Here is a 21,612-nt window from a genome sequence, read left to right on the forward strand (position 1 = left end):
GGCCATCGCCGGCTCCGGCGCGCATCCCTTGTCGTGAAAGGCCGCTGCCCATGATCCGTCTGTCGTCGTCGTTCGTCCGCACTCTGCGGGAGGACCCGGCCGACGCCGAGGTCGCGAGCCACCGCCTGCTGGTGCGCGCGGGATACATCCGCCGCAGCGCCGCCGGCGTGTACACCTGGCTGCCGCTGGGACTGAAGGTGCTGCGGAAGGTCGAGCAGATCGTCCGCGAGGAGCAGGACCGCATCGGCGCGCAGGAGATGCTGTTCTCCGCGCTGCAGCCGCGCGAGTCCTACGAGGCGACCGGCCGCTGGGAGGAGTACGGCCCGACCCTGTTCCGGCTCCAGGACCGTCGGCGCGACGACTACCTCCTCGCCCCCACCCACGAGGAGATCTTCACCCTCACCGTGAAGGACCTGTACTCCTCGTACAAGGACCTGCCGGCGATGCTGTACCAGATCCAGACCAAGTTCCGCGACGAGGCGCGGCCCCGTGCGGGCCTGCTGCGCACCCGCGAGTTCATCATGAAGGACGCCTACTCCTTCGACGTCGACGACGCCGGGCTCGACGTCTCCTACGAGAAGCAGCGGGGCGCCTACCAGCGCACCTTCGAGCGGCTCGGTCTGCCGGTGGTGATCTGCCAGGCCGACGCCGGTGCAATGGGCGGCTCCCGCTCCGAGGAGTTCCTCCACCCCACGGCCGTCGGCGAGGACACCTTCGTGGTCTCCGACGGCGGCTACGCCGCGAACGTCGAGGCGGTCACGACGCTGCCGCCCGCGGCGCTCGATCCGGCCGCCATCGCCGCGCTGCCCGCGATGCACGTCGAGGAGACCCCGGGTGCGAGCACCATCGCCGCGCTCACCGACTTCTCCAACGAGGCGTTCCCCGGGCAGGGTCCCGTCACGGAGGACGGCACGTGGACCCGCTACGAGATGCTCAAGCACCTCGTCTACCTGCTCACCAACCCGGACGGCTCCACCGAGCCACTGGTCATCGCGTTGCCCGGCGACCGGGAGGTCGACGAGAAGCGGCTCGAGGCCGCCCTCGCCCCCGCGGTCGCCGCCCCGTTCACCGAGGCGGACTTCGCCCAGCACCCGGTGCTCACCAAGGGCTACATCGGGCCGGCCGGTCTGGGCTCCGAGTCGGAGTCCGGGATCCGCTATCTCGTGGATCCGCGCGTGGTTCCCGGCTCCTCGTGGGTCGCGGGCGCCGGGGAGGCCGGCAAGCATGTGTACGACCTCGTCTACGGCCGCGACTTCACGGCCGACGGCACGATCGAGGCCGCCGAGGTGCGCGACGGCGATCCGGCACCCGACGGCTCCGGTCCGATGCGCCTCACCCGCGGCATGGAGATGGGGCACATCTTCCAGCTGGGCCGCAAGTATGCGGAGGCCCTCGACCTCAAAGTGCTCGACGAGAACGGGAAGGCCGTCGTCGTCACGATGGGCTCGTACGGGATCGGCGTGACCCGCGCGGTCGCCGCCATCGCCGAGCTGAACCACGATGAGAAGGGCCTCGCCTGGCCGCGCCAGGTCGCCCCGGCGGACGTACACGTCCTCGCCACCGGCAAGGAAGCGGCTGTCTTCGAGGAAGCCGAGCGGATCGCCGCCGAGCTCGAGGCCCGCGGGCTCGAGGTGCTCTACGACGACCGGCCCAAGGTCTCCCCGGGCGTGAAGTTCAAGGACGCCGAGCTGCTCGGCGTCCCCACCGCCGTGGTGATCGGCCGCGGTCTGGCCGACGGTGTGGTCGAGGTCCGCGACCGTGCGAGCGGCGAGCAGCAGGTCGTCCCCGTCGGCGAGGCCGTCGACCAGGTCCTCGCGGCCGTCCGCGGGGCCTGAGCTCGGCGCCGCCCGCAGATCGGGGTCCTGCCGGCGCGGCTCAGTCCGCGGGCGGCAGATCCTCCGTCTCGAGGCTCGGCAGCGGGGCGAGCGTGCTCACGATCGCGGCGAGCGACTGCGCCTCCTCGAGAGCGGCGACGACGGAGAGCGCGCGCCTGGCGAAGGGAGCGGCCCCCACGAGCGCCAGATGGTCCCCGAGCAGTCCCCGGGCGAGCAGACCGGGGAGGACCCCCTCGAGCTGCTCGTCGGGGATCTCCGCGGGCAGCGCGTAGACGGCCTGCCTGGCCACGACCGGCGCGCCGTCCTCCTCGGCGATCGCGGCGAGGGCGGCGGCCCGGTCGCGGTGGCGCTGGGAGAGGACCTGATGCTGCTCCCGGGCGGTGCCCTCCGCACGGGCGGCCAGCACCTCGTGCGCATAGCCGGCGTACCACTCCTCCTGCTGGGCCCGCTGCAGGCTCGAACGGTAGTCGGACTCCGCGCCGATCGACGGCGGATCGCTCGCGGGCACCTCCCTGGTGGCGACGAGGTCCGCGGCCACGGGCACGGCGGTCAGCGAGGACGTCCCGGCGGCGCCGTCGAGCCGGGTCGCAATCCATTCGGTGTGGGCCGCGAGCGCGGCGACCGGACGGGCGAGCGATCCGGAGATCTGCACCGAGGCCTGCACGGCCAGATCCCGCAGAGCGCCCAGCAGAGTGACGAGGGCGGGCAGGTCCTGCGGCACGTCGGTCGGTGCCGGGGTGGTGGTCGCCTCCGGATCGGGATCCGACTTCGCCTCCTGCTCCTTCTCGGCCTCCGCCCCGGTGAGCAGGGCGAGCCGCTGCTGGGGCAGCGCCGACTCGAGGACGCCGAGAGCGGCGGAGAGCTCCGGATCCTCCGCGGGCGCGCCCCCGGCGGCGGCGAGAACCGCCGCGGTCCCCGCCACGGCACGGTCCAGGAGCGTCAGCAGGTCCTCCCGGTAGAGGTCGTCGATCCCCGGCGGGGGCGGCGTGTACTCCTCCGGGGAGCCCACCAGGACCGGTCCGCACCCGGCGAGCAGCAGGGCGGCGCTGCCCAGCAGCAGCGCCCTGCGGGGCACAGGGCGGGCGGACGGTGGACGGGGGAGCGGTGCGGGCACGGGACGATTCTCGCATCGTGCGCCTCCCAGGAGGCGGTCGGACCGCGCGGGACACTATCCTGGAACCGCCCGCGGCGACCCCTCGCCCGGAGGCACCAGCAGCTGCAGGAGGAGGTGAGCGGATGATGAGCGCACCGGATGCGCACTCCGCTCTGCGGGAGACGGCCGAGCGGGTCCTGGCGGACCACGGACTGGTCCTCGAGGAGATCGAGGTCCGGGGCCCCCGCACCCTGCCGGAGATCCGCCTCGTGGTGGATCTGCCCGAGGACCAGCTGGGCAGCGCCGACCTCGACGCCGTCGCCGAGGCCTCCCGCGCCCTCAACGACCTGATCGACGCGGACGACGCGCTGCTGGGCCCCGACCCCGCCGTCCTCGAGGTGACGACCCCCGGGGTGGACCGGGCGCTGACCCTGGCCCGTCACTTCCGCCGCTCACGGGGTCGGCTCCTCGCGCTGACCACCCAGGACGGCACGGAGCTGCGCGCCCGCCTGCTCGCGGTCGGCGCGGACGACGGACTGCGTCTGCGTCAGGAGCCCGGCCGCGACGAGAAGGGTCGGCCCCGGAAGCTGCCCGCCGGCACTCCCGAGCATCTGCGCCTGCCCCTGTCGGAGGTGCTCGCCGCCCGCGTCGAGGTCGAGTTCGACCCGCCCGCGGACCTCGAGAAGCTGCTGGCCGACGCCGAAGACCCCGCCGAGAAGGAGAGCTGAGATGGACATCGACATGGGAGCGCTGCGCGCGCTCGAGCGCGAGCGGGACATCCGTCTGCCCGTGCTGCTGGACGCGATCCGCTCGGCCCTGCACGCGGCCTACCTGCACACCGATCACCCCGTCCGCGACTCCGAGGTCGTCATCGACGAGCGCACCGGCGAGGTCGCCGTGATCGCGCGCGAGCTCGCCGAGGACGGCACCGTCCTCGAAGAGTGGGACGACACCCCGGAGAACTTCGGCCGCGTCGCCGCCTCGACCGCCCGCCAGGTGATCTTCCAGCGCATCCGCGACCTCGAGGACGAGGCGGTGCTCGGCGAGTACGCGGACCGCGAGGACGACATCGTCTCCGGCATCATCCAGCAGGGTCGCGATCCGCGCCTGGTGATGGTGGACCTCGGCGAGGTCGAGGCGGTGCTCCCCCCGCACGAGCGCGTCCCCGGCGAGGACTACTCCCACGGGCGTCGCCTGCGCGCCTATGTCACCGAGGTCCGCCGCGGCCCCAAGGGTCCGCAGATCATCCTCTCCCGCTCGCATCCCAACCTGGTGCGACGGCTGTTCGCTCTCGAGGTGCCCGAGGTCGCCGACGGCTCCGTGGAGATCGCCGGCATGGCACGCGAGGCGGGGCACCGCACCAAGATGGCGGTGCGCGCCGTCCAGCCCGGCCTCAACGCCAAGGGCGCCTGCATCGGCCCGATGGGCGCCCGCGTCCGCGCGGTGATGAACGAGCTCGCCGGCGAGAAGATCGACATCGTCGACTTCGACGAAGACCCGGCGACCTACGTCCGCAACGCTCTCTCTCCGGCGAAGGTCACCTCGGTCACCGTGATCGACGAGGTCGGCCGGGCCGTGCGCGCGATCGTCCCCGAGGCGCAGTTCTCCCTCGCGATCGGCAAGGACGGGCAGAACGCCCGCCTCGCCGCGAAGCTGACGGGCTGGAAGATCGACATCCGCCCCGATGCCGCCCCTGCTGAGGACACCGGCGCCTGAGCCGATGTGTCCCACGCCTCGCCGGTGAGGGCGGCGGAGTCGCGGTCCGCTACACTGGGGAGGCTGTTCGCCCAGGAGGGGCGCGGGTCCGTCCCGCACCGCGACCGGGCGGACGCGATCGGGACGGAGGTGTGAGGCGTGACCGCACGCACCGCAGCACAGCGTCCCGAGCGCACGTGCGTCGGCTGCCGTCAGGTGGCACCGCGCGAGCAGCTGGTGCGTCTGGTCCGGGAGCCCGCTCCCGACGGTGCCGCCCCGCGAGTGCGCGTGGATCCCACAGGGTCCGCGCCCGGCCGCGGATCGTGGCTCCATCCCGAGGCATCATGTCTCGACCTCGCCCTGCGGCGAGGCGGCTTCGCCCGGTCCTTCCGCGGCGCGGTCGACACCGGGCTGGTCGCCCGGGATCTCGAGGCCTCCGACCCCACCCGAGTGGAACAGGTAGAAGAACCCATGGACATCCGATGAGTACTCGCAAATGAGCACCCTCAGGAAGTAATGGTCCGAGCCCTCTTGTCGGCCGGACCGAGACAGGAGAAATGTGGCTAAGGTCCGCGTCCACGAGCTCGCCAAGGAGCTCGGACACCCGAGCAAGGTCGTTCTGCAGAAGCTGCAGGACATGGGCGAGTTCGTCCGCTCCGCCTCGTCGACCATCGAGGCTCCCGTAGCCCGTCGCCTCCGCGACGAGCTGCCCCCCAAGAACAGCGCCAAGAGCGCCCCCCAGAACTCCGAGGGATCCCGCGGCCCCTCCGCGCCCCGCACCGGTGGTGCGCCGAAGCCCGGCGCCGCCCCCAAGCCCGGTGGCGCGCCGAAGCCCGGTGCCTCCCCGGCCCCCGCCGCGGAGTCCCCCGCGGCCCCGGCTGCGTCGGCTCCCGCGCCGTCGGCCCCGGCGGAGCGTCCGGCCCCCGCCGCGCAGAAGCCCGGCCCGCAGAAGCCCGCCGAGCGCACCCCGTCGGCCCCCGCGCCGAGCGAGCGTCCCGCGCCCGCGGCGGAGTCCGCGGCCGAGCGTCCGTCGGCGCCCAAGCCCGGTGGTGAGCGTCCCGCTCCCCGCCCCGGTGCGGCGCGCCCCGGCAACAACCCCTTCGCCTCCTCGCAGGGCATGCCCCGTCCGGGCCGCAAGCCCGGCCAGGGCGGCGGCCAGCAGGGCGGTCGTCCCGCCCGCGAGGGCGGCCCGCGTCCGGGCGGTCCCCGTCCCGGCAACAACCCCTTCGCGTCCTCGCAGGGCATGCCCCGTCCGGGCGGTCCGCGTCCCGCGCAGCGCGACGGTCAGGGCGGCGGCGCACCCCGTCCCGGTGGTGCTCCCCGTCCGGGTGGTGCCCCGCGTCCCGGTGGCGCGCCGCGCCCCGGCATGCCCACCCCGGGCGTGATGAACAAGCACGCCCACGGCGGTCTGCAGGAGGCCGGCAAGCCCGGTGAGGGCGGTCGCGGTCGCGGCGGTCGTCCCGGCGCGCCCGGCGGCGCCCGTCCGGGCGGTGCCGGCGGTGGCGCCGGCGGCGGCGGTCCTCGTGGCGGCCGTGGCGGTCGCGGCAGCACCCAGGGCGCCTTCGGGCGCGGCGGCAAGCCCGCTCGCTCGCGCAAGTCGAAGCGCGCGAAGCGCCAGGAATTCGAGCAGCAGCAGGCTCCCGCGCCCGGTGGCGTCTCGCTGCCGCGCGGCAACGGCCAGGTCGTGCGCCTGCGCCGCGGCGCCTCGCTGTCCGACTTCGCCGATCGCATTGACGTCAACCCCGCGTCGCTGATCACGGTGCTCTTCGCGATGGGCGAGATGGCCACCGCCACCCAGTCCCTCGACGAGGACACCTTCGATCTGCTGGGCGAGGAGCTCGGCTACAAGATCGAGATCGTCTCGCCGGAGGACGAGGAGCGCGAGCTGCTCGAGCAGTTCGACATCGACCTCGACGCCGAGCTGGCCGAGGAGGACGAGGAGGACCGTCTGCCGCGTCCCCCGGTCGTCACCGTCATGGGTCACGTCGACCACGGCAAGACCCGCCTGCTGGACACCATCCGCAGCGCGAAGGTCGGCGCGGGCGAGGCCGGCGGCATCACCCAGCACATCGGTGCGTACCAGGTCTCCGTCGAGCACGAGGGCGCCGAGCGTCAGCTCACCTTCATCGACACCCCGGGTCACGAGGCGTTCACCGCCATGCGTGCCCGTGGTGCGGACGTCACCGACATCGCGATCCTCGTGGTCGCCGCGGATGACGGCGTGATGCCCCAGACCATCGAGGCGCTCAACCACGCCCAGGCGGCGAACGTGCCGATCGTGGTCGCGGTCAACAAGATCGACAAGCCGGACGCGAATCCGCAGAAGATCCGCCAGCAGCTCACCGAGTACAACCTGGTGGCCGAGGAGTACGGCGGAGAGACCATGTTCGTCGACGTCTCCGCGCGGGAGAACCTGCACATCGACTCGCTGCTCGAGGCGGTCCTGCTCACCGCGGACGCCGCCCTCGAGCTCAGCGCCAACCCCGACAAGGACGCGCGCGGCGTGTCGATCGAGGCGAACCTGGACCGTGGCCGCGGTCCGGTCGCGACCGTGCTGGTCCAGCAGGGCACCCTGCGGGTCGGCGACGCGATCGTCTGCGGCACCGGCCACGGCCGTGTCCGCGCGATGCTCGACGAGAACGGCGCGAACATCACCGAGGCGGGCCCGTCCCGCCCCGTGCAGGTGCTCGGCCTGACCTCCGTCCCCGGCGCGGGTGACAGCTTCCTGGTCGCCCCTGACGAGCGCACCGCCCGTCAGATCGCCGAGAAGCGCGAGGCGGCCAAGCGCGCCGCGGCCCTGTCCAAGGCCCGCAAGCGCATCAGCCTCGAGGACATCAACAAGCACATGGCCGAGGGCAAGATCGAGACCCTCAACCTCATCCTCAAGGGTGATGCGGCCGGTGCCGTCGAGGCCCTCGAGGAGTCGCTGCTGGGCATCGAGGTCGGGGACGAGGTCCAGCTGCGGATCATCGACCGCGGCGTCGGCGCCATCACGATGAACAACATCAACCTGGCCGTCGCCTCGGATGCCGTCATCATCGGCTACAACGTGCGCGCCGAGGGCCAGAACGCGGAGTACGCCGACCGCGAGGGCGTCGAGATCAAGTACTACTCGGTGATCTACAACGCCATCGACGAGGTCGAGCAGGCCCTCAAGGGCATGCTCAAGCCGGAGTACGAGGAGGTCGAGCTGGGCTCGGCGGAGATCCGCGAGATCTTCCGCTCCTCGAAGTTCGGCAACATCGCCGGTTCGATCGTGCGCAGCGGCCTGATCAAGCGCGGCGCCAAGGCGCGCATCACCCGCAACGGCGTGGTGGTCTCCGAGAACGTGGAGATCGCCGGTCTGCGCCGCTTCAAGGACGATGTCACCGAGGTCCGCGAGGGCTTCGAGTGCGGCATCAACCTGGGCTCCTACAACGACCTGCAGCTCGAGGACGTCATCACGACGTACGAGATGCAGGAGAAGCCCCGCAGCTGATCCGGAGGGTCCGGGCGCCGTCACCGCGGCGCCCGGGCCCCACGATCGGGAGGTGACCCGAGATGACCCGTGCGGTGCTGGCACTGCGCGCCCCCTCGGCGAACCGCGTCTACACCGCCGCCGCCGGGCCGCTGGTGCTGGCCGAGGCCCGCTGGGTCCTCGGTGCGCACCTAGGGCCCGGCGTCGTCGTGCGCGAGCGGACCGTCGGCGGGATGCACGCCCTCGAGGTCCGGGCGGACGAGACTGTCGACGACGAGCGGCTCGACACCCTGCTCGGGCTGCTCTCGTCGACCTACGGCCTGTTCGAGATCGCGGGGGACGGGCTGCTGCGCCCCCTCGTGGCCTCCTCGCCGCTGCGCCACCCCGAGGATCTCGAGACCATCCTCAAGTACCCCGGCAAGACCAACGAGCAGTTCACCGCGCTGCTGGTGAATCTCGCCGCGTCCCTCTCCACCCGGCGCTCCGGGCTGCTCGACGGCACGCTATCGCTGCTCGACCCGATGTGCGGCCGGGGCACCACCCTGAACCGGGCCGTCCGCCTCGGCCTCAGCCCGATCGGCGCGGACATCGACCGCAAGGACGTCGAGGCCTACCGGACCTTCCTGACCACCTGGCTGCGCACCCACCGGTACAAGCACCAGATCTCGAGCGCCTCCCTCACCGTGCGGGGAGAGCACCTCGGCACCCGCACGCTCGCCGAGCTCGCCCCCGACAAAGCAGCCCAGCGGGCGGGGCTCGCCCAGCAGGTGACCGTGCTCGGCTGCGACACCGCGCGGCTCGGCGAGGTGCTCGCCGACCGCTCGGTCGACGCGATCGTCGCCGACCTCCCGTACGGCGTGCAGCATGGCGCGCACGGCGGCGGGGGCATGCAGCGTTCTCCGCTCGAGGTGCTGCGCCGCGCCGCCGGGACCTGGAGGTCGCTGCTGCGTGACGGGGGCGGGATCGCCCTCGCGGTGAACCGGCATACCCTCGATCACGACGCCGCCCGCGAGGCCCTCGCCGCGGCCGGCCTGACCGTCCTCACCAGCGACGGTGCCTTCCGGCACCGCGTGGACCAGTCCATCGACCGCGACGTCCTGCTCGCGGTGCCCTCGAACCACCCCCGCCTCGAGCAGCTCGCCGCACTCGACGCCCTCCAGGAGGAGACCCCCACATGAGCGACAACCCTCGCGCCCTCCGGCTCGCCGACCGCATCAAGGTCATCGTGGCCACGATGCTCGACACCCGGGTCAAGGACCCGCGGCTCGGCTTCGTGACCATCACCGACGTGCGCGTCTCCGGCGACCTGCAGCACGCGACCCTCTTCTACACCGTCTTCGGCACCGACGAGGAGCGGGAGGGTACCGCCGCCGCGCTTGCGAGCGCCACCGGCATGCTCCGCCGCGAGGTGGGCCGCCAGACCGGTGTGCGGCTCACTCCGACTCTCGAGTTCATCGCCGACGCGATCCCTGAGAACGCCCGCGTGATCGAGGACCTGCTCAGCGAGGCCCGGGGCCGCGACGCCGAGCTCGCGGCCGCGAAGGAGGGCGCCAGCTACGCCGGCGACGCCGACCCGTACCGCGTGCCGCGCGAGGAGCTCGAGGACGAGGACATGGACGACGCCGACGAGGCGGAGGCCGAGGACGACTCCGAGGACGAGGCGCGCGAGGACGAGCGGGGCCCGGAGCACCGGTGAGCGCGCCCCACGGCATCCTGCTGGTCGACAAGGCACCGGACCGCACCAGCCATGACGTGGTCGCCCGGGTCCGCTGGCTGCTGGGCACGAAGAAGGTGGGCCACGCCGGCACCCTCGACCCGATGGCGACCGGTCTGCTGGTGCTCGGCATCGGCCAGGGGACGCGGCTGCTGACCCACCTGGTGGGCCTGGACAAGACCTATCTCGCGACGATCCGCCTCGGCCTCTCGACGACGACCGACGACCGCGAGGGCGAGGCGCTCGGCGAGGCCCGCGAGGCGACCGGGATCGGTGCGGACCGCCTCGAGGCTGCGCTCGCGGACCTGCGCGGAGAGATCCAGCAGGTGCCCTCCACCGTCAGTGCGATCAAGGTCGACGGCAAGCGCGCCTACGCCCGCGCCCGGGCGGGGGAGGATGTCGAGCTGGCCGCCCGCTCGGTGACGATCTCTCGCTTCGAGATCACCGCTCGACGCGAGGAGGGACCGTTCCTCGACCTCGACGCGATCGTCACCTGCACCTCGGGGACCTATGTGCGGGCCCTGGCCCGGGACCTCGGTGCCGCGCTCGGCGTCGGCGGCCATCTCACCGCGCTGCGCCGCACGGCCGTCGGCCCCTTCACGGTCGAGGAGGGGGTGCACGTGCCCGCGCGCGGCGAGGGCGACGACGTCGACCTGCCGCTCGCCGGCCTGGGGGCGACCGCCGCCCGCGTCCTCCCGGTCATCGAGGTCGACGCCGACGGGGCGCGCGAGCTCGCGGACGGCCGTCCCGTCCCGCGGGGGGTGGAGGGGCAGGAACTGTCGTCTGCCGGTGCCGGTGCCGGTGCCGGTGCTGGTGCTGTTGCTGGTGCCGCCGACGTCGACGTCGACGCTGACGCCGCGGTGGTCGCGGCGGTCGGGCCGGCAGGGGAGCTGTGCGCGGTGGTCCGGCCCGACGGGACGCGCTGGAAGCCCGTCCTCGTCGTGCCCGTCGACGCCCGCAGCTGACGCCGCGGCGCTCGCGCGGCCCGAGCCGATCGCGACGCCCCACCATCGCTGGCCGCGCGGCGACTGCTGCATCTGGACCGTCACCTGAGTGCTCGGCGCGGCGACTGCTGCATCTGGACCGTCACCTGAGTGCTCGGCGCGGCGACTGCTGCATCTGGACCGCTTCCGGGGGCGGATGACGGTCCAGATGCAGCACGCGGCGGGGAGGACGGGCCCCTCGTCCCCGGCAGGCCGCCCGCTGGCCGCCACCCCCCCCGACCGCAGACGGCGACGGGCCCCGTCCGGAACTCGTCCGGACGGGGCCCGTCGTCAGGGCTGCGGGGGAGCGGCGTCAGCAGCGGCTCACGGTGCCTTCCCCGGCGCTGCTCAGTAGTGCACCTCGACCCGGGTGCCGATGCTCGCCCAGTCGTACAGCCACTTGGCCTCGTGCGGCGGCATGTTGATGCAGCCGTGCGAGCCGGAGTAGCCGAAGGACGAGCGCCAGGGCGCGCCGTGGAAGCCGTAGCCGTTGTGGAAGTACTGCACCCACGGGACGTCCTCCGTGTAGTAGTACTTCTCGTGGCCGACCGGGTAGCGGGAGGCGTTGGTCATGTCCTGCATGTCGTACCGGAGGTAGATCTCGTACGAGCCGGTCACCGTCTCGTAGCCCTCCTTGCCGTCGACCATCGAGCGCGGGCCCCACACCGGGGTCGAGCCGACGTAGGCGGTGACGGTCTTCGCGGTGAGGTCCACGTCGATCCACTTCTCCCCGGTCGGGGCGTTCGCGGGATCGGTGGTGTCGGTCTCCTCCTCGGTGGGGGCGTCGACCTTCTCCACCTTGGCCTCGACGGTCTGGGTCTCGAAGGCCGCCTCGAGCGGGGTGGTGCCGGTCAGGGAGGCGATGACCTCGTCGGCCACGGCCTCGGTGTTGGTGACCTCGAGGCCGTCCTCCTTCTCGGCGACGACCTTGACGGTGGTGCCCTCGGCGTCGACCTGCTCGATGCCGTCCTTGACCTCGACGGAGTCCTTCTCGGCGCGCTCGGCGACCCATTCGCGCACGGCGTCCTCGTCGACGGTCACGGCCAGCGCCTGGCCGGTCTCGTCGGGCGCGACCGACAGCCAGGAGCTGCGGCGCTCGGAGGAGATCTCGTGCGTCTCGCCCTCGGGGCCCTGGATCGACATGGGCTGCTCGAGGAGCGCGGTGATCTCGCCGAGGGTGCCCTCGGCCTCCTCGGTGGTGATCGCCGGGGCGATCTGCTCGATCGGCTGCTCGACGGAGAAGCTCTCGAGCGAGGCGGCCTGCTGGTTCACGGCGTCCAGGAGGGGCTGCGGGTCGATGCCGCGGCCGTCGGTGCCCGGCACCGCGCTCCACTCCTCGGTCTCCTCGTCGAAGACCACCTGGGCGTCGACCGGCTCGGTCTCGTCGGCGGGGACGAGGCCCGTGGCGTAGGCGGTCACGGCGGCCTCGTCCACGGTCACGAGCGGCGCGACGGCGCGCTCACCGGACCAGCTGGAGGCGAGGACGCCGGTGAAGGACTCGTCGTGCTCGACCGCGGCGCGGGCGGTGCCCTCCGCGTCGACGCTCACGCCGAGATCCGCGAGCGGGACCTCGTGGGTCTCCTCGCCCGCGGTGACCGTGACGGTCACGCCCTCGGCGCGCTCGGTCACCAGGGCGGCGATCTCCTCGGGGGTCTTCCCGGCCACGTCCTGACCCAGCACGGTGGTCCCGGGGAGGGCCTTGCCCTCGAACTGCTTGGCGTACGCGAAGGCGCCGCCGGTGAGGACCACCGCGATCACGGCGAGGATCGCCACGATGATCAGCGCGAGGCGGCGGCTCCCGCGACGGCCGGAAGGTCGCGCGGGGCCTCCCAGTGAGGCCGTATCGGTCACGTTCGTCATGGTCGGTTCCGTTCTCGGCGGCCGTCGTGGCAGCTTCCGCGGCGAGGGCGGAAGGGCACAGGGGTACCTCCCCGGCGCCGCCTAACCCCCTCAGCGTATCGTGGTATGCCCGCGCGGCCAGGGAGCGGGGCCCCGAGCTTCGTCACAGATTCGTCACGCCTCGACCGGGGCTACAGTGTCGTGCGGCGTTCCCGCACCGCCCTGCCCGCCGGGCAGTCGAGCCCCTGTCCCGGAAGGACCTCCCCCGTCGTGAGCCGCCCCCTGATCTGGCACCGCGTCCAGGACGTGCCCGCCGACCTCGGCCCCACCGCGGTCTCGATCGGGAACTACGACGGCGTGCACCGCGGGCACCGGGCCGTGATCGACCAGCTCGTGCACCATGCCGAGACCCGCTCCCTCGCCCCCGTCGCGGTGACCTTCTGGCCCCATCCGCGCCACGTGATGGGCACCCCGGGCGACCCGCCGCTGCTCACCGGGCACGAGGACCGCGACCGGCTGCTGCTGCTCGCCGGCGTGCACGGGGTGCTCGACCTCGAGTTCACGCGCGAGTTCGCCCAGCACTCGCCCGAGGACTTCGTGCGGATCTTCCTGGTGGAGGTGCTCGGCGCCCGCTGCGTGGTGCTCGGCGAGGACGCCCTCTTCGGCCGAGCCAACGCCGGCACCATCGACACCATGCGCGAGCTGGGGGAGCGGTACGGCTTCGAGGTCGTGACGGTCGCCGACCACGGCCCGGACGGCGCCGGGACCGGTCGCATCTCGTCCTCGACCCTGCGCGAGGCGCTGCTCCGCGGGGACGTGGCGGCCGCCGCGGCGGGCCTGGGGCGGGCCCACACGGTGACCGACACCGTGCACCACGGCTTCCAGCGCGGGCGCGAGCTGGGCTTCCCGACCGCCAACCTGGGCCCCGTGCCCGAGGGCCTGATCCCGGCCGACGGGGTCTACGCGGGCTGGCTCTCCGTCGTCGCCCAGGACCCCGCGCACCGGGGCACCCCGCCGCTCGCGGGGGCGCCGGCGACGATCTCGATCGGCACGAACCCCACCTTCGCGGACGACGGGGCGCCGCGGCGCACCGTCGAGGCCTACGTGCATGACGACCACACCCTGGACCTCTACGGTGACACCGTCCGCCTCGAGTTCGTGGACTTCCAGCGGCCCACGCTGAAGTTCGACTCCGTCGAGGCGCTCATCGCGCAGATGGCCCTCGACGTCGAGGTGACCCGCCGCACTCTCGACCGCGCTCCCTCCCGCTCCGCGAGCGGCGACTGATATCCTGCTCGGGCCGTGAATTCGGCCGCGGAGAGCCCCTGCGCACATCCCTCGCCCCTTCGGCGTCGGGACGCGCGAACGGCTCGTCCAGAGAGCTCGGGGCACACGGCCCCGGAGCGCCGCGCAACGACACCCAGGAGAGCCATGGCCTTCGATACCGCCACGAAGCAGCAGATCATCAAGGAGTACGGGACCAGCGAGGGCGACACCGGTTCGCCCGAGGTCCAGATCGCCCTCCTGAGCCACCGCATCAAGTACCTGACCGAGCACCTCAAGACCCACAAGCACGATCACCACACGCGCCGTGGTCTGATGCTCCTGGTCGGTCAGCGCAAGCGCCTCCTGCAGTACCTGCAGGGCGTCGACATCGAGCGCTACCGCGCGCTGATCCAGCGCCTCGGCATCCGCCGGTGACACATCCCGCCGCTCGCCCCCTGGGCGGGCGGCGGTTCCATGTGCCCGTCACCTGCGGCTGACGGGCCCAGCACGACCCGCACCTCCCTCATCCAGTCCAGCCCCCGACCGGTTCGGTCCTCGGCAGCCGCCTTCGGAACGGATCCAGCAGATCCCGTTCCGCGCGCGACCGGCGATGACCGCGCCCCGGGGGCACCCCGATCCAGAGGAGATCCCCATGGCCATGGAAGGCCCCGACATCACCGCGACCACCGCCGTCATCGACAACGGCGCCTTCGGACGTCGCGAGATCCGCTTCGAGACCGGTCGTCTCGCCCAGCAGGCCGCCGGAGCCGTCGCCGTCTACCTCGACGACGACACGATGGTGTTCTCGGCGACCGCCGTCTCGAACCGTCCCAAGGACCAGTTCGACTTCTTCCCGCTCACCGTCGACGTCGAGGAGCGGATGTACGCCGCGGGCCGCATCCCCGGCTCGTTCTTCCGCCGCGAGGGTCGCCCCGGCACCGACGCGATCCTCGCCGCCCGTCTCACCGACCGCCCGCTGCGCCCCGCCTTCGTGAAGGGCCTGCGCAACGAGGTCCAGGTCGTCCTGACCGTCATGGCCTGCGGCCCGGACGACGCGTACGACGTCGTCGGCATCAACGGCGCCTCCGCCTCCACCCAGATCTCCGGTCTGCCGTTCTCGGGTCCGATCGGCGCGGTGCGCATCGCCCTCATGCCGACCAACGAGGGTGGCCAGTGGGTCGCCTTCCCGACCTTCACCCAGCTCGACGAGGCCGTGTTCTCCATGGTCGTCGCCGGCCGCATCGTCGGTGACGACGTCGCGATCATGATGGTCGAGGCCGAGGCCACCGACAACTCCTGGACCCTCATCAAGGAGCAGGGCGCGATCGCCCCCACCGAGGAGGTCGTGGCCGAGGGCCTCGAGGCCGCCAAGGTGTTCATCCGCTCGCTGTGCGTCGCGCAGCAGGAGCTCGCCGCGACGGCCGCGAAGCCGGTCCGCGAGTTCCCGCTCTTCCTGGACTATCAGGAGGACGCCTTCGGCATCGTCGACGAGGCCGCCCGCGGCCGCCTCGCCGAGGTCATGTCCATCGCGGCGAAGCAGGAGCGCGAGGAGCGCACCGAGGAGCTGCTCGCCGAGGTGCTCGAGGAGCTCGGCGCCGAGGGCAAGCCGCTCGCGGGTCGCGAGAAGGAGATCAGCGGCGCCTTCCGCGCGCTGACCAAGAAGGTCGTGCGCCAGAAGGTACTCACCGACGGCGTCCGCATCGACGGTCGCGGCCTGCGCGACATCCGTGCGCTCTCCGCCGAGGTCGAGGTCCTGCCGCGCGTGCACGGTTCGGCCCTGTTCCAGCGCGGCGAGACCCAGATCCTGGGCGTCACCACGCTGAACATGCTCAAGATGGAGCAGCAGATCGACTCGCTCTCCCCGGTGCACCACAAGCGGTACATCCACCACTACAACTTCCCGCCCTACTCCACTGGTGAGACCGGTCGCGTGGGTTCCCCGAAGCGTCGCGAGATCGGGCACGGCATGCTCGCCGAGCGCGCTCTGGTGCCGGTGCTCCCGGGCCGCGAGGAGTTCCCCTACGCGATCCGCCAGGTGTCCGAGGCACTGGGCTCGAACGGTTCCACCTCGATGGGCTCCGTCTGCGCCTCGACCCTCGCCCTGCTGAACGCGGGTGTGCCGCTGCGCGCGCCCGTCGCCGGCATCGCCATGGGTCTCATCTCCGACACCGTCGAGGGGGAGACCAAGTACGCGGCGCTCACCGACATCCTCGGGGCCGAGGACGCCTTCGGCGACATGGACTTCAAGGTCGCCGGCACCTCGGAGTTCGTCACCGCCATCCAGCTGGACACCAAGCTCGACGGCATCCCCGCCTCGGTGCTCGCGGGCGCCCTGTCGCAGGCTCGCGAGGCGCGCCTGGCGATCCTGTCCGTGCTCAACGAGGCGATCGACACCCCCGACGAGATGAGCCCGTACGCCCCGCGCGTGCTCGCGGTCACCATCCCCGTCGACAAGATCGGCGCGGTCATCGGCCCGAAGGGCCAGATGATCAACCAGATCCAGGACGACACCGGCGCCGACATCACCATCGAGGACGACGGCACCGTCTACATCGGCGCGACCGACGGCCCCTCGGCCGAGGCGGCCCGCGCCGCGGTCAACGCGATCGCGAACCCGCAGGTCCCCGAGGTCGGCGAGCGCTACCTCGGCACCGTGGTGCGCGTGGTCGACTTCGGCGCCTTCGTGTCCCTCACCCCCGGCAAGGACGGCCTGCTCCACGTCACCCAGCTGCGCAAGCTGAACGACGGCAAGCGCGTGGACAACGTCGAGGACGTCGCCAAGGTGGGCCAGAAGATCGAGGTGGAGATCCGTGAGATCGACGCCCGCGGCAAGATCTCCCTCGCGGTGATCGACGACGAGGCGGAGGCAGCGGAGAAGGCCGCGGCCGCCGTGTCGGCGGAGTCCGCCGAGGAGCCCTCGGGCGAGTGATCCCGCGCCGGTGACCCCGTGTCGCCGGACACCGCCAGGGGCGGCACCCTTCCGAGGGTGCCGCCCCTGCGGCGTGTGCGGGGCCGCCGCTGTGAGCGAACGCTCGGCCGAGCGCCCCTCGCCCCGTGGAACAATCGATCGATGCCTCTCGACCTCACCTACGACGACCCCGCCTCCGATGTCGTGCTCGACGCCGCCGCGGGGGTGCGCCGCAGCATCCTCCCGGGCGGGGTGCGCCTGTTGACGCAGACCGACCGCAGCGTGCGCAGCGCGACCCTGGGGCTGTGGCTGCCCGTCGGCTCCCGGGACGAGCGGCCGGAGCACGCCGGATCGACCCATGTGCTCGAGCACCTGCTGTTCAAGGGCACGTCCCGCCGCAGCGCCCTGGACATCGCCGCCGCCTTCGACGAGGTCGGCGGGGACTCCAACGCGGTCACCGCCAAGGAGCACACTCTCTACTACGGCCGGGTCCGCTCGGCGGACCTGCCGATGGCGGCGGACGTCCTCACCGACATGATCACCGCGAGCCTGCTCGAGGAGGAGGCGCTGCGCACCGAGCGCGAGGTGATCCTCGAGGAACTCGCGATGGCCGAGGACGACCCGACGGACATCGGGTACGAGACCTTCCTTGCCGAGGTGCTGGGCCCGGAGACCGCCATCGGACGGCCCGTCGGCGGCACCGAGCAGACGGTGACCGCGCTCGCGATCGAGGACGTGCGCGAGCACTGGCGCGAGCACTACACCCCCGAGAACCTGGTGGTCACCGCTGTCGGCGACCTCGACCACGAGGAGCTCGCGGGGCTGCTCGTCGCCGGGCTCCGCCGCGGAGGCTGGGAGCTCGCCGACGGCGCCCTGCCCACCCGCGGCCGACGCGAGGGGGCACTCGCGCCCGAGTCCGCGGCCGCCCTCGACGTCGCGGCGATCGCGCCGCACCGGCTGGTGCGCCCCTCGGAGCAGAACCACATCTACCTCGGCGGCCAGGGCCTGAGCGCTCTCAGCGAGGACCGCCACGCGCTGTCCGTGCTGATGAGCGTGCTCGGCGGCGGCATGTCCTCGCGCCTCTTCCAGAACATCCGCGAGCAGCGCGGCCTCGCGTACTCGGTGTACTCCTTCTCCGCCGGATACCGCGACGCGGGGCTGTTCGGCCTCTACGCCGCCTGCCGCCCCGGCCGCACCGCCCAGGTGGTCGAGTTGCTCGCCGAAGAACTCGAGCAGATGGGCTCCGGGGGCATCACCGCGACCGAGCTGGAGCGGGCCAAGGGCCAGATCACCGGTTCCTTCGCGCTCGGCCTCGAGGACACCTCCAGCCGGATGGGCCGCCTCGGCACCCTCGAGCTGGTCCACGGCCGGTACACGAGCGTCGACGAGACCCTGCGGCGCATCGGGGAGGTCGACGTCCGCGCGGTGCAGGACCTCGCCGCGCGCCTCGCCGCCTCCTTCTCGACCCGGGTCGAGGTCGGCCCCGAGAGCTGATCCCCGCCCCGCGCCGATCGTCCCGTCCCGCAACCCGCCCGACCCCGTCCGAGGAGCCTTCATGACCCGCACCCCCGATCCCGAGACCACCGCCTCCGCGCTCCGCGTCGCCGTCCTGGGGGCGGAGGGACGCATGGGCGCCGAGGCCTGCCGGGCCGTCGAGGCCGCCGACGACCTCGAGCTCGTCGCCCGGATCGGGCGCGGTGACGATCTCGAGGCCATCGCCGCGGCCGGGGCGCAGGTCGCGGTCGACCTCACCGTTCCCGCGGTCACCGCGCAGAACGTCGACTGGCTCGTGGACCACGGCATCCACGCCGTCGTCGGGACGACGGGATGGACCGAGGAGTCGCTCGGCGCGCTGCGCGAGCGCCTCGCGGGCGCCCCCGGCGTGGGGGTGCTGATCGCCCCCAACTTCGCGATCGGCGCCGTGCTTGCGATGCGCTTCGCCGAGGTCGCCGCGCGGTACTACGAGAGCGCCGAGATCATCGAGATGCACCACCCCGACAAGCTCGATGCTCCCTCGGGGACCGCACGCCACACCGCGGCGGCGATCGCGCGCGGCCGGGCCGCCGGGGGGCTCGGTCCGGTGCCGGACGCGACCGAGAAGGACCCGCTGGGAGCACGCGGGGCCGTGGTCGACGGGGTGCACGTGCACGCCGTGCGGCAGCGGGGACTCGTCGCCCACGAGGTGGTCCAGTTCGGCGGCCCCGGCGAGCAGTTCCAGCTCCGTCACGACTCCTTCGACCGCGGCAGCTTCATGCCCGGGGTTCTGCTGGGGGTGCGTGAGGTGGCGTCCCATCCGGGGCTGACCGTGGGTCTCGACGGCTACCTTGACCTCGGCACCGGCGACGTCGCCGACGCCGCCGACCGGGGCTGAGCGCCGCCGTGAGACAGCAGCTCCTCGTCGGGGCCCTCCTCCTGATCAGTGCCGCCTACTGCTGGGGCCTGGGCTGGATCGCCTGGGGCTTCGTGCGGGCCGGCACACCGCTCGGCTTCGGCCTCGCCGCCGCGGTGGTGGTGCTCCTCGCCCTCACCGTCTGGGTGACCTGGCGGGAGGGGCTCTTCGGACTCGCCGCGGGCCGCCTCGCCGCGCGCTACGCCGCTGAGCTCGTCCACGGGACGGAGGGCGAGCGTCCGCTCGCCCCGGCTGAGGAAGCCGAGCGCGCACCGACCGACGAGGAACGACGCGCCGAGTTCGAGGTCGCGCGCACCGCGGTCCAGGAGGGCGCCCAGGACGACTGGCGCGCCTGGTTCCGCCTCGCCCTCGCCTACGACGGGCTGCGCGATCGCAAGCAGGCGCGCTTCGCGACCCGACGGGCCATCGACGCCTCCCGGCGCGGCTGAGTCTCCCGCGCGATCCGCCGACACGCGCAGGTGCTGGCAGGCGCCCGTCGGCGCCGGTCAGGGACTCAGCGCCTCAGCTCCAGCCCAGCGCCCGCAGCACCGCCGCGGTCGCCGCCGCCCCGATCACCACCACGAGGAAGGGCGCCCGCAGGAGCAGCAGCACCGCCGCCGCGAGGAGAGCCACGAGCCGGGCATCGGCGACCAGCACGGTGCCCGAGGTCGCCGCCTGCACCGTGACCAGGGCCCCGAGCAACGCGATCGGCAGCAGCGCGGTGATCCGCGAGACGCGCGGCCGATCCAGCGTCTCGGAGGGCACCTGGTAGCCGATCCACTTCTGTCCGAAGGACACGAGCGAGGCGAGGACCACCCCGATCCAGAGCGCGCTCATCCCCGCACCTCCGGGGAGCGCCGGGGGAGCAGCCCCGCGATCACGGCGACCAGTGCCGCGGCGAGCACGGGCAGCCCCGGGGGCAGCGCGGGGGTGGTCACCAGGGCGACGAAGGCCGCGGCCACGGCGACCGCCACGGCCTCCCCGGAGCGCAGCCGCGGCCACAGCAGCGCGAGGAAGGCCGCGGCCGCCGCGGCATCCAGGCCCCAGGCGCCGGGATCGGCCACGTGCTGCCCGGCCAGCGCCCCGACCAGGGTGAACAGGTTCCAGAAGACGTACACCCACACCCCGGCGGCCCAGAACCCGGTGCGCTTCTCCTCGGTGGTGGTGCCGGACGCGGCGAGCGCCGCGGACTCGTCGATGGTCAGATGCGCGCGCAGCGGACCGCGCCAGCCCCCGCGCGGCAGGGACGGCGCGAGGATCACTCCGTAGAGGGTGTTGCGGATCCCGAGCAGGGAGGCGGCGAGCGCCGCGCCGAGCGCCGATCCGCCCCCGCCGAGGACGCCGATGAACGCGAACTGGCTGCCGCCGGTGAACATCACCGCCGAGAGCACCATCGCCTGCCAGACGTCGAGCCCGGAGGCGGTCGCGAGGGCCCCGAAGGAGATGCCGTACAGGCCGGTGGCCACGCCGATCGAGAGCCCGGTGCGGCGCAGAGAGCGCAGGCGCTCCGAGGCGGCGACGGACGGGGGCTCGGAGGGGACGCCGGGCGGCGGCGAGGGCGCGGGAAGTGCAGTCGACATGATGCCCACCACCATACGTTCACCTGCGCGGATGCGTCCTCGCGGTCCGGCGCGACTGTGAGATCGTGGGGGTATGACCGCGACTCCGGATCCCTCTGCGACGCCAGCCCCCGAGGCGCTGCCGCTGCGCGCCCAGGCCCTCCTGCTCGACATGGACGGCACCCTCATCGACTCCGGTCCCTCGGTCGAGCGCGCATGGGACACGCTGCTGGCGGAGCTCGGCAGCGACCACCGCTTCGGGCATGCCGAGCACGGGCGTCCCGCGCGGCAGATCCTCGCCGAGATCCTGCCCGGGCTCACCGCGGAGGAGCTCGACCGGGCCCATGCGCGCATCGAGGAGCTCGAGATCGCGGACGTCGCCGGCATCAGGACCCTCCCCGGCACCGAGCGGCTGCTGCGCGAGCTCGACGCCGCGGCCGAGCAGCTCGGCCGCCCCACCTGGACCATTGTCACCTCCTGCACCCGGCCCCTGTTCGAGGCCCGTTGGGCCCGCACCGGCCTGCCCACCCCGGCGGGCCTCGTCACGGCCGACCAGGTCGCGCACGGGAAGCCGGATCCCGAGCCCTATCTCCTGGGCGCCGAGCGGGTGGGGGCGGACCTGGCGGAGACCATCGTGCTCGAGGACTCGGTGGGCGGCCTGCGCTCCGGATCCGCGGCCGGCGCGCGGACCGTCGCCGTGACCACCACCACGCCGGCCGCGGAGCTCGCCTCCCGAGCGGATGCTCTGGTCACCTCCCTCGACGACCTCGAGGTGAGCGTCGCGGACGGCGCGCTGCGCCTCGCCCGCCGCGGAGCCTGATCCCCGCCCCGCATCACGTCGCGCCTGAGGGGGCGGACGAGCGCCGATTGATAC

At 73.1% G+C, this 21,612-nt stretch carries 19 protein-coding genes; 15 read left to right on the top strand and 4 right to left on the bottom strand.

All coding sequences use genetic code 11. The features are described 5' to 3' along the window. Nucleotides 1–50: 50 nt before the first annotated feature. Nucleotides 51–1,835, top strand: coding sequence for a proline--tRNA ligase (locus tag V1260_RS00060; RefSeq protein WP_329744746.1), 1,785 nt, complete (start codon nt 51–53; stop codon nt 1,833–1,835). A 40-nt stretch (nt 1,836–1,875) separates the two neighbouring features. Here the strand turns inward: V1260_RS00060 and V1260_RS00065 are convergent, their stop codons facing one another. After that, nucleotides 1,876–2,949 carry a DUF4439 domain-containing protein gene (locus V1260_RS00065; RefSeq protein WP_329744747.1) on the bottom strand — a complete coding sequence of 358 codons (1,074 nt, stop codon included), beginning with the start codon at nt 2,947–2,949 and terminating at the stop codon, nt 1,876–1,878. A 125-nt stretch (nt 2,950–3,074) separates the two neighbouring features. Between V1260_RS00065 and rimP the strand changes: the two genes are divergently transcribed. The 7 genes from rimP to truB all read left to right on the top strand — a co-directional run bounded on the left by rimP (nt 3,075) and on the right by truB (nt 10,759). Then, the gene (gene rimP / locus V1260_RS00070; protein ID WP_329744748.1) at nt 3,075–3,656 is read left to right on the top strand and encodes a ribosome maturation factor RimP; all 582 of its coding nucleotides are present in this window, start codon (nt 3,075–3,077) and stop codon (nt 3,654–3,656) included. Between the two features lies 1 nt (nt 3,657). Next, complete coding sequence (gene nusA, locus V1260_RS00075) at nt 3,658–4,644, top strand: transcription termination factor NusA (protein ID WP_329744749.1); 987 nt, start codon at nt 3,658–3,660, stop codon at nt 4,642–4,644. A gap of 138 nt (nt 4,645–4,782) precedes the next feature. Beyond that, nucleotides 4,783–5,109 carry a YlxR family protein gene (locus V1260_RS00080; protein ID WP_329744750.1) on the top strand — a complete coding sequence of 109 codons (327 nt, stop codon included), beginning with the start codon at nt 4,783–4,785 and terminating at the stop codon, nt 5,107–5,109. Between the two features lie 73 nt (nt 5,110–5,182). After that, the gene (gene infB, locus V1260_RS00085) at nt 5,183–8,101 is read left to right on the top strand and encodes a translation initiation factor IF-2 (RefSeq protein WP_329744751.1); all 2,919 of its coding nucleotides are present in this window, start codon (nt 5,183–5,185) and stop codon (nt 8,099–8,101) included. 62 nt (nt 8,102–8,163) lie between these two features. Then, nucleotides 8,164–9,258 (top strand): TRM11 family SAM-dependent methyltransferase, encoded by a 1,095-nt coding sequence (locus tag V1260_RS00090; protein WP_329744752.1) that lies wholly within the window; start codon nt 8,164–8,166, stop codon nt 9,256–9,258. Continuing rightward, nucleotides 9,255–9,776, top strand: coding sequence for a 30S ribosome-binding factor RbfA (gene rbfA / locus V1260_RS00095; RefSeq protein WP_329744753.1), 522 nt, complete (start codon nt 9,255–9,257; stop codon nt 9,774–9,776). The genes V1260_RS00090 and rbfA overlap by 4 nt, the downstream gene beginning before the upstream one ends. Next, entirely contained in the window at nt 9,773–10,759 is a 987-nt protein-coding gene (truB, locus tag V1260_RS00100) for a tRNA pseudouridine(55) synthase TruB (protein ID WP_329744754.1), read from the top strand. The genes rbfA and truB overlap by 4 nt, the downstream gene beginning before the upstream one ends. 366 nt (nt 10,760–11,125) lie before the next feature. On the opposite strand, the gene V1260_RS00105 is transcribed toward truB, so the two are convergent. Then, nucleotides 11,126–12,637 (bottom strand): L,D-transpeptidase family protein, encoded by a 1,512-nt coding sequence (locus V1260_RS00105; protein ID WP_329744755.1) that lies wholly within the window; start codon nt 12,635–12,637, stop codon nt 11,126–11,128. Between the two features lie 249 nt (nt 12,638–12,886). On the opposite strand from V1260_RS00105, the gene V1260_RS00110 reads away from it, so the two are divergent. From V1260_RS00110 to V1260_RS00135, 6 genes are all read left to right on the top strand, one after another. Then, on the top strand, nt 12,887–13,903 hold the full coding sequence (locus tag V1260_RS00110; RefSeq protein WP_329744756.1) for a bifunctional riboflavin kinase/FAD synthetase: 1,017 nt from the start codon (nt 12,887–12,889) through the stop codon (nt 13,901–13,903). A 144-nt stretch (nt 13,904–14,047) separates the two neighbouring features. Next, on the top strand, nt 14,048–14,317 hold the full coding sequence (gene rpsO, locus V1260_RS00115) for a 30S ribosomal protein S15 (protein ID WP_329744757.1): 270 nt from the start codon (nt 14,048–14,050) through the stop codon (nt 14,315–14,317). Between the two features lie 223 nt (nt 14,318–14,540). Further along, a complete protein-coding gene (locus V1260_RS00120; RefSeq protein ID WP_329745081.1) occupies nt 14,541–16,811 on the top strand; it encodes a polyribonucleotide nucleotidyltransferase in 2,271 nt (756 codons plus the stop codon). 141 nt (nt 16,812–16,952) lie between these two features. Continuing rightward, nucleotides 16,953–18,284 (top strand): M16 family metallopeptidase, encoded by a 1,332-nt coding sequence (locus V1260_RS00125; RefSeq protein ID WP_329744758.1) that lies wholly within the window; start codon nt 16,953–16,955, stop codon nt 18,282–18,284. Nucleotides 18,285–18,345: 61 nt separating this feature from the next. Then, nucleotides 18,346–19,161, top strand: a complete 816-nt coding sequence (gene dapB / locus V1260_RS00130; RefSeq protein ID WP_329744759.1) for a 4-hydroxy-tetrahydrodipicolinate reductase — start codon at nt 18,346–18,348, stop codon at nt 19,159–19,161. An 8-nt stretch (nt 19,162–19,169) separates the two neighbouring features. Next, entirely contained in the window at nt 19,170–19,628 is a 459-nt protein-coding gene (locus V1260_RS00135; protein WP_329744760.1) for a hypothetical protein, read from the top strand. A gap of 73 nt (nt 19,629–19,701) precedes the next feature. Here V1260_RS00135 and V1260_RS00140 read toward each other — a convergent pair whose 3' ends face one another. Then, the gene (locus V1260_RS00140) at nt 19,702–20,016 is read right to left on the bottom strand and encodes an AzlD domain-containing protein (protein ID WP_329744761.1); all 315 of its coding nucleotides are present in this window, start codon (nt 20,014–20,016) and stop codon (nt 19,702–19,704) included. Continuing rightward, nucleotides 20,013–20,759 carry an AzlC family ABC transporter permease gene (locus V1260_RS00145; RefSeq protein ID WP_329744762.1) on the bottom strand — a complete coding sequence of 249 codons (747 nt, stop codon included), beginning with the start codon at nt 20,757–20,759 and terminating at the stop codon, nt 20,013–20,015. The genes V1260_RS00140 and V1260_RS00145 overlap by 4 nt, the downstream gene beginning before the upstream one ends. Before the next feature lie 73 nt (nt 20,760–20,832). On the opposite strand from V1260_RS00145, the gene V1260_RS00150 reads away from it, so the two are divergent. Beyond that, a complete protein-coding gene (locus tag V1260_RS00150) occupies nt 20,833–21,558 on the top strand; it encodes an HAD-IA family hydrolase (RefSeq protein ID WP_329744763.1) in 726 nt (241 codons plus the stop codon). The last annotated feature ends 54 nt before the right edge of the window (nt 21,559–21,612 follow it).

This window comes from Brachybacterium sp. J144 (genome assembly GCF_036321705.1).
In the GTDB taxonomy this organism is placed as follows: domain Bacteria; phylum Actinomycetota; class Actinomycetes; order Actinomycetales; family Dermabacteraceae; genus Brachybacterium.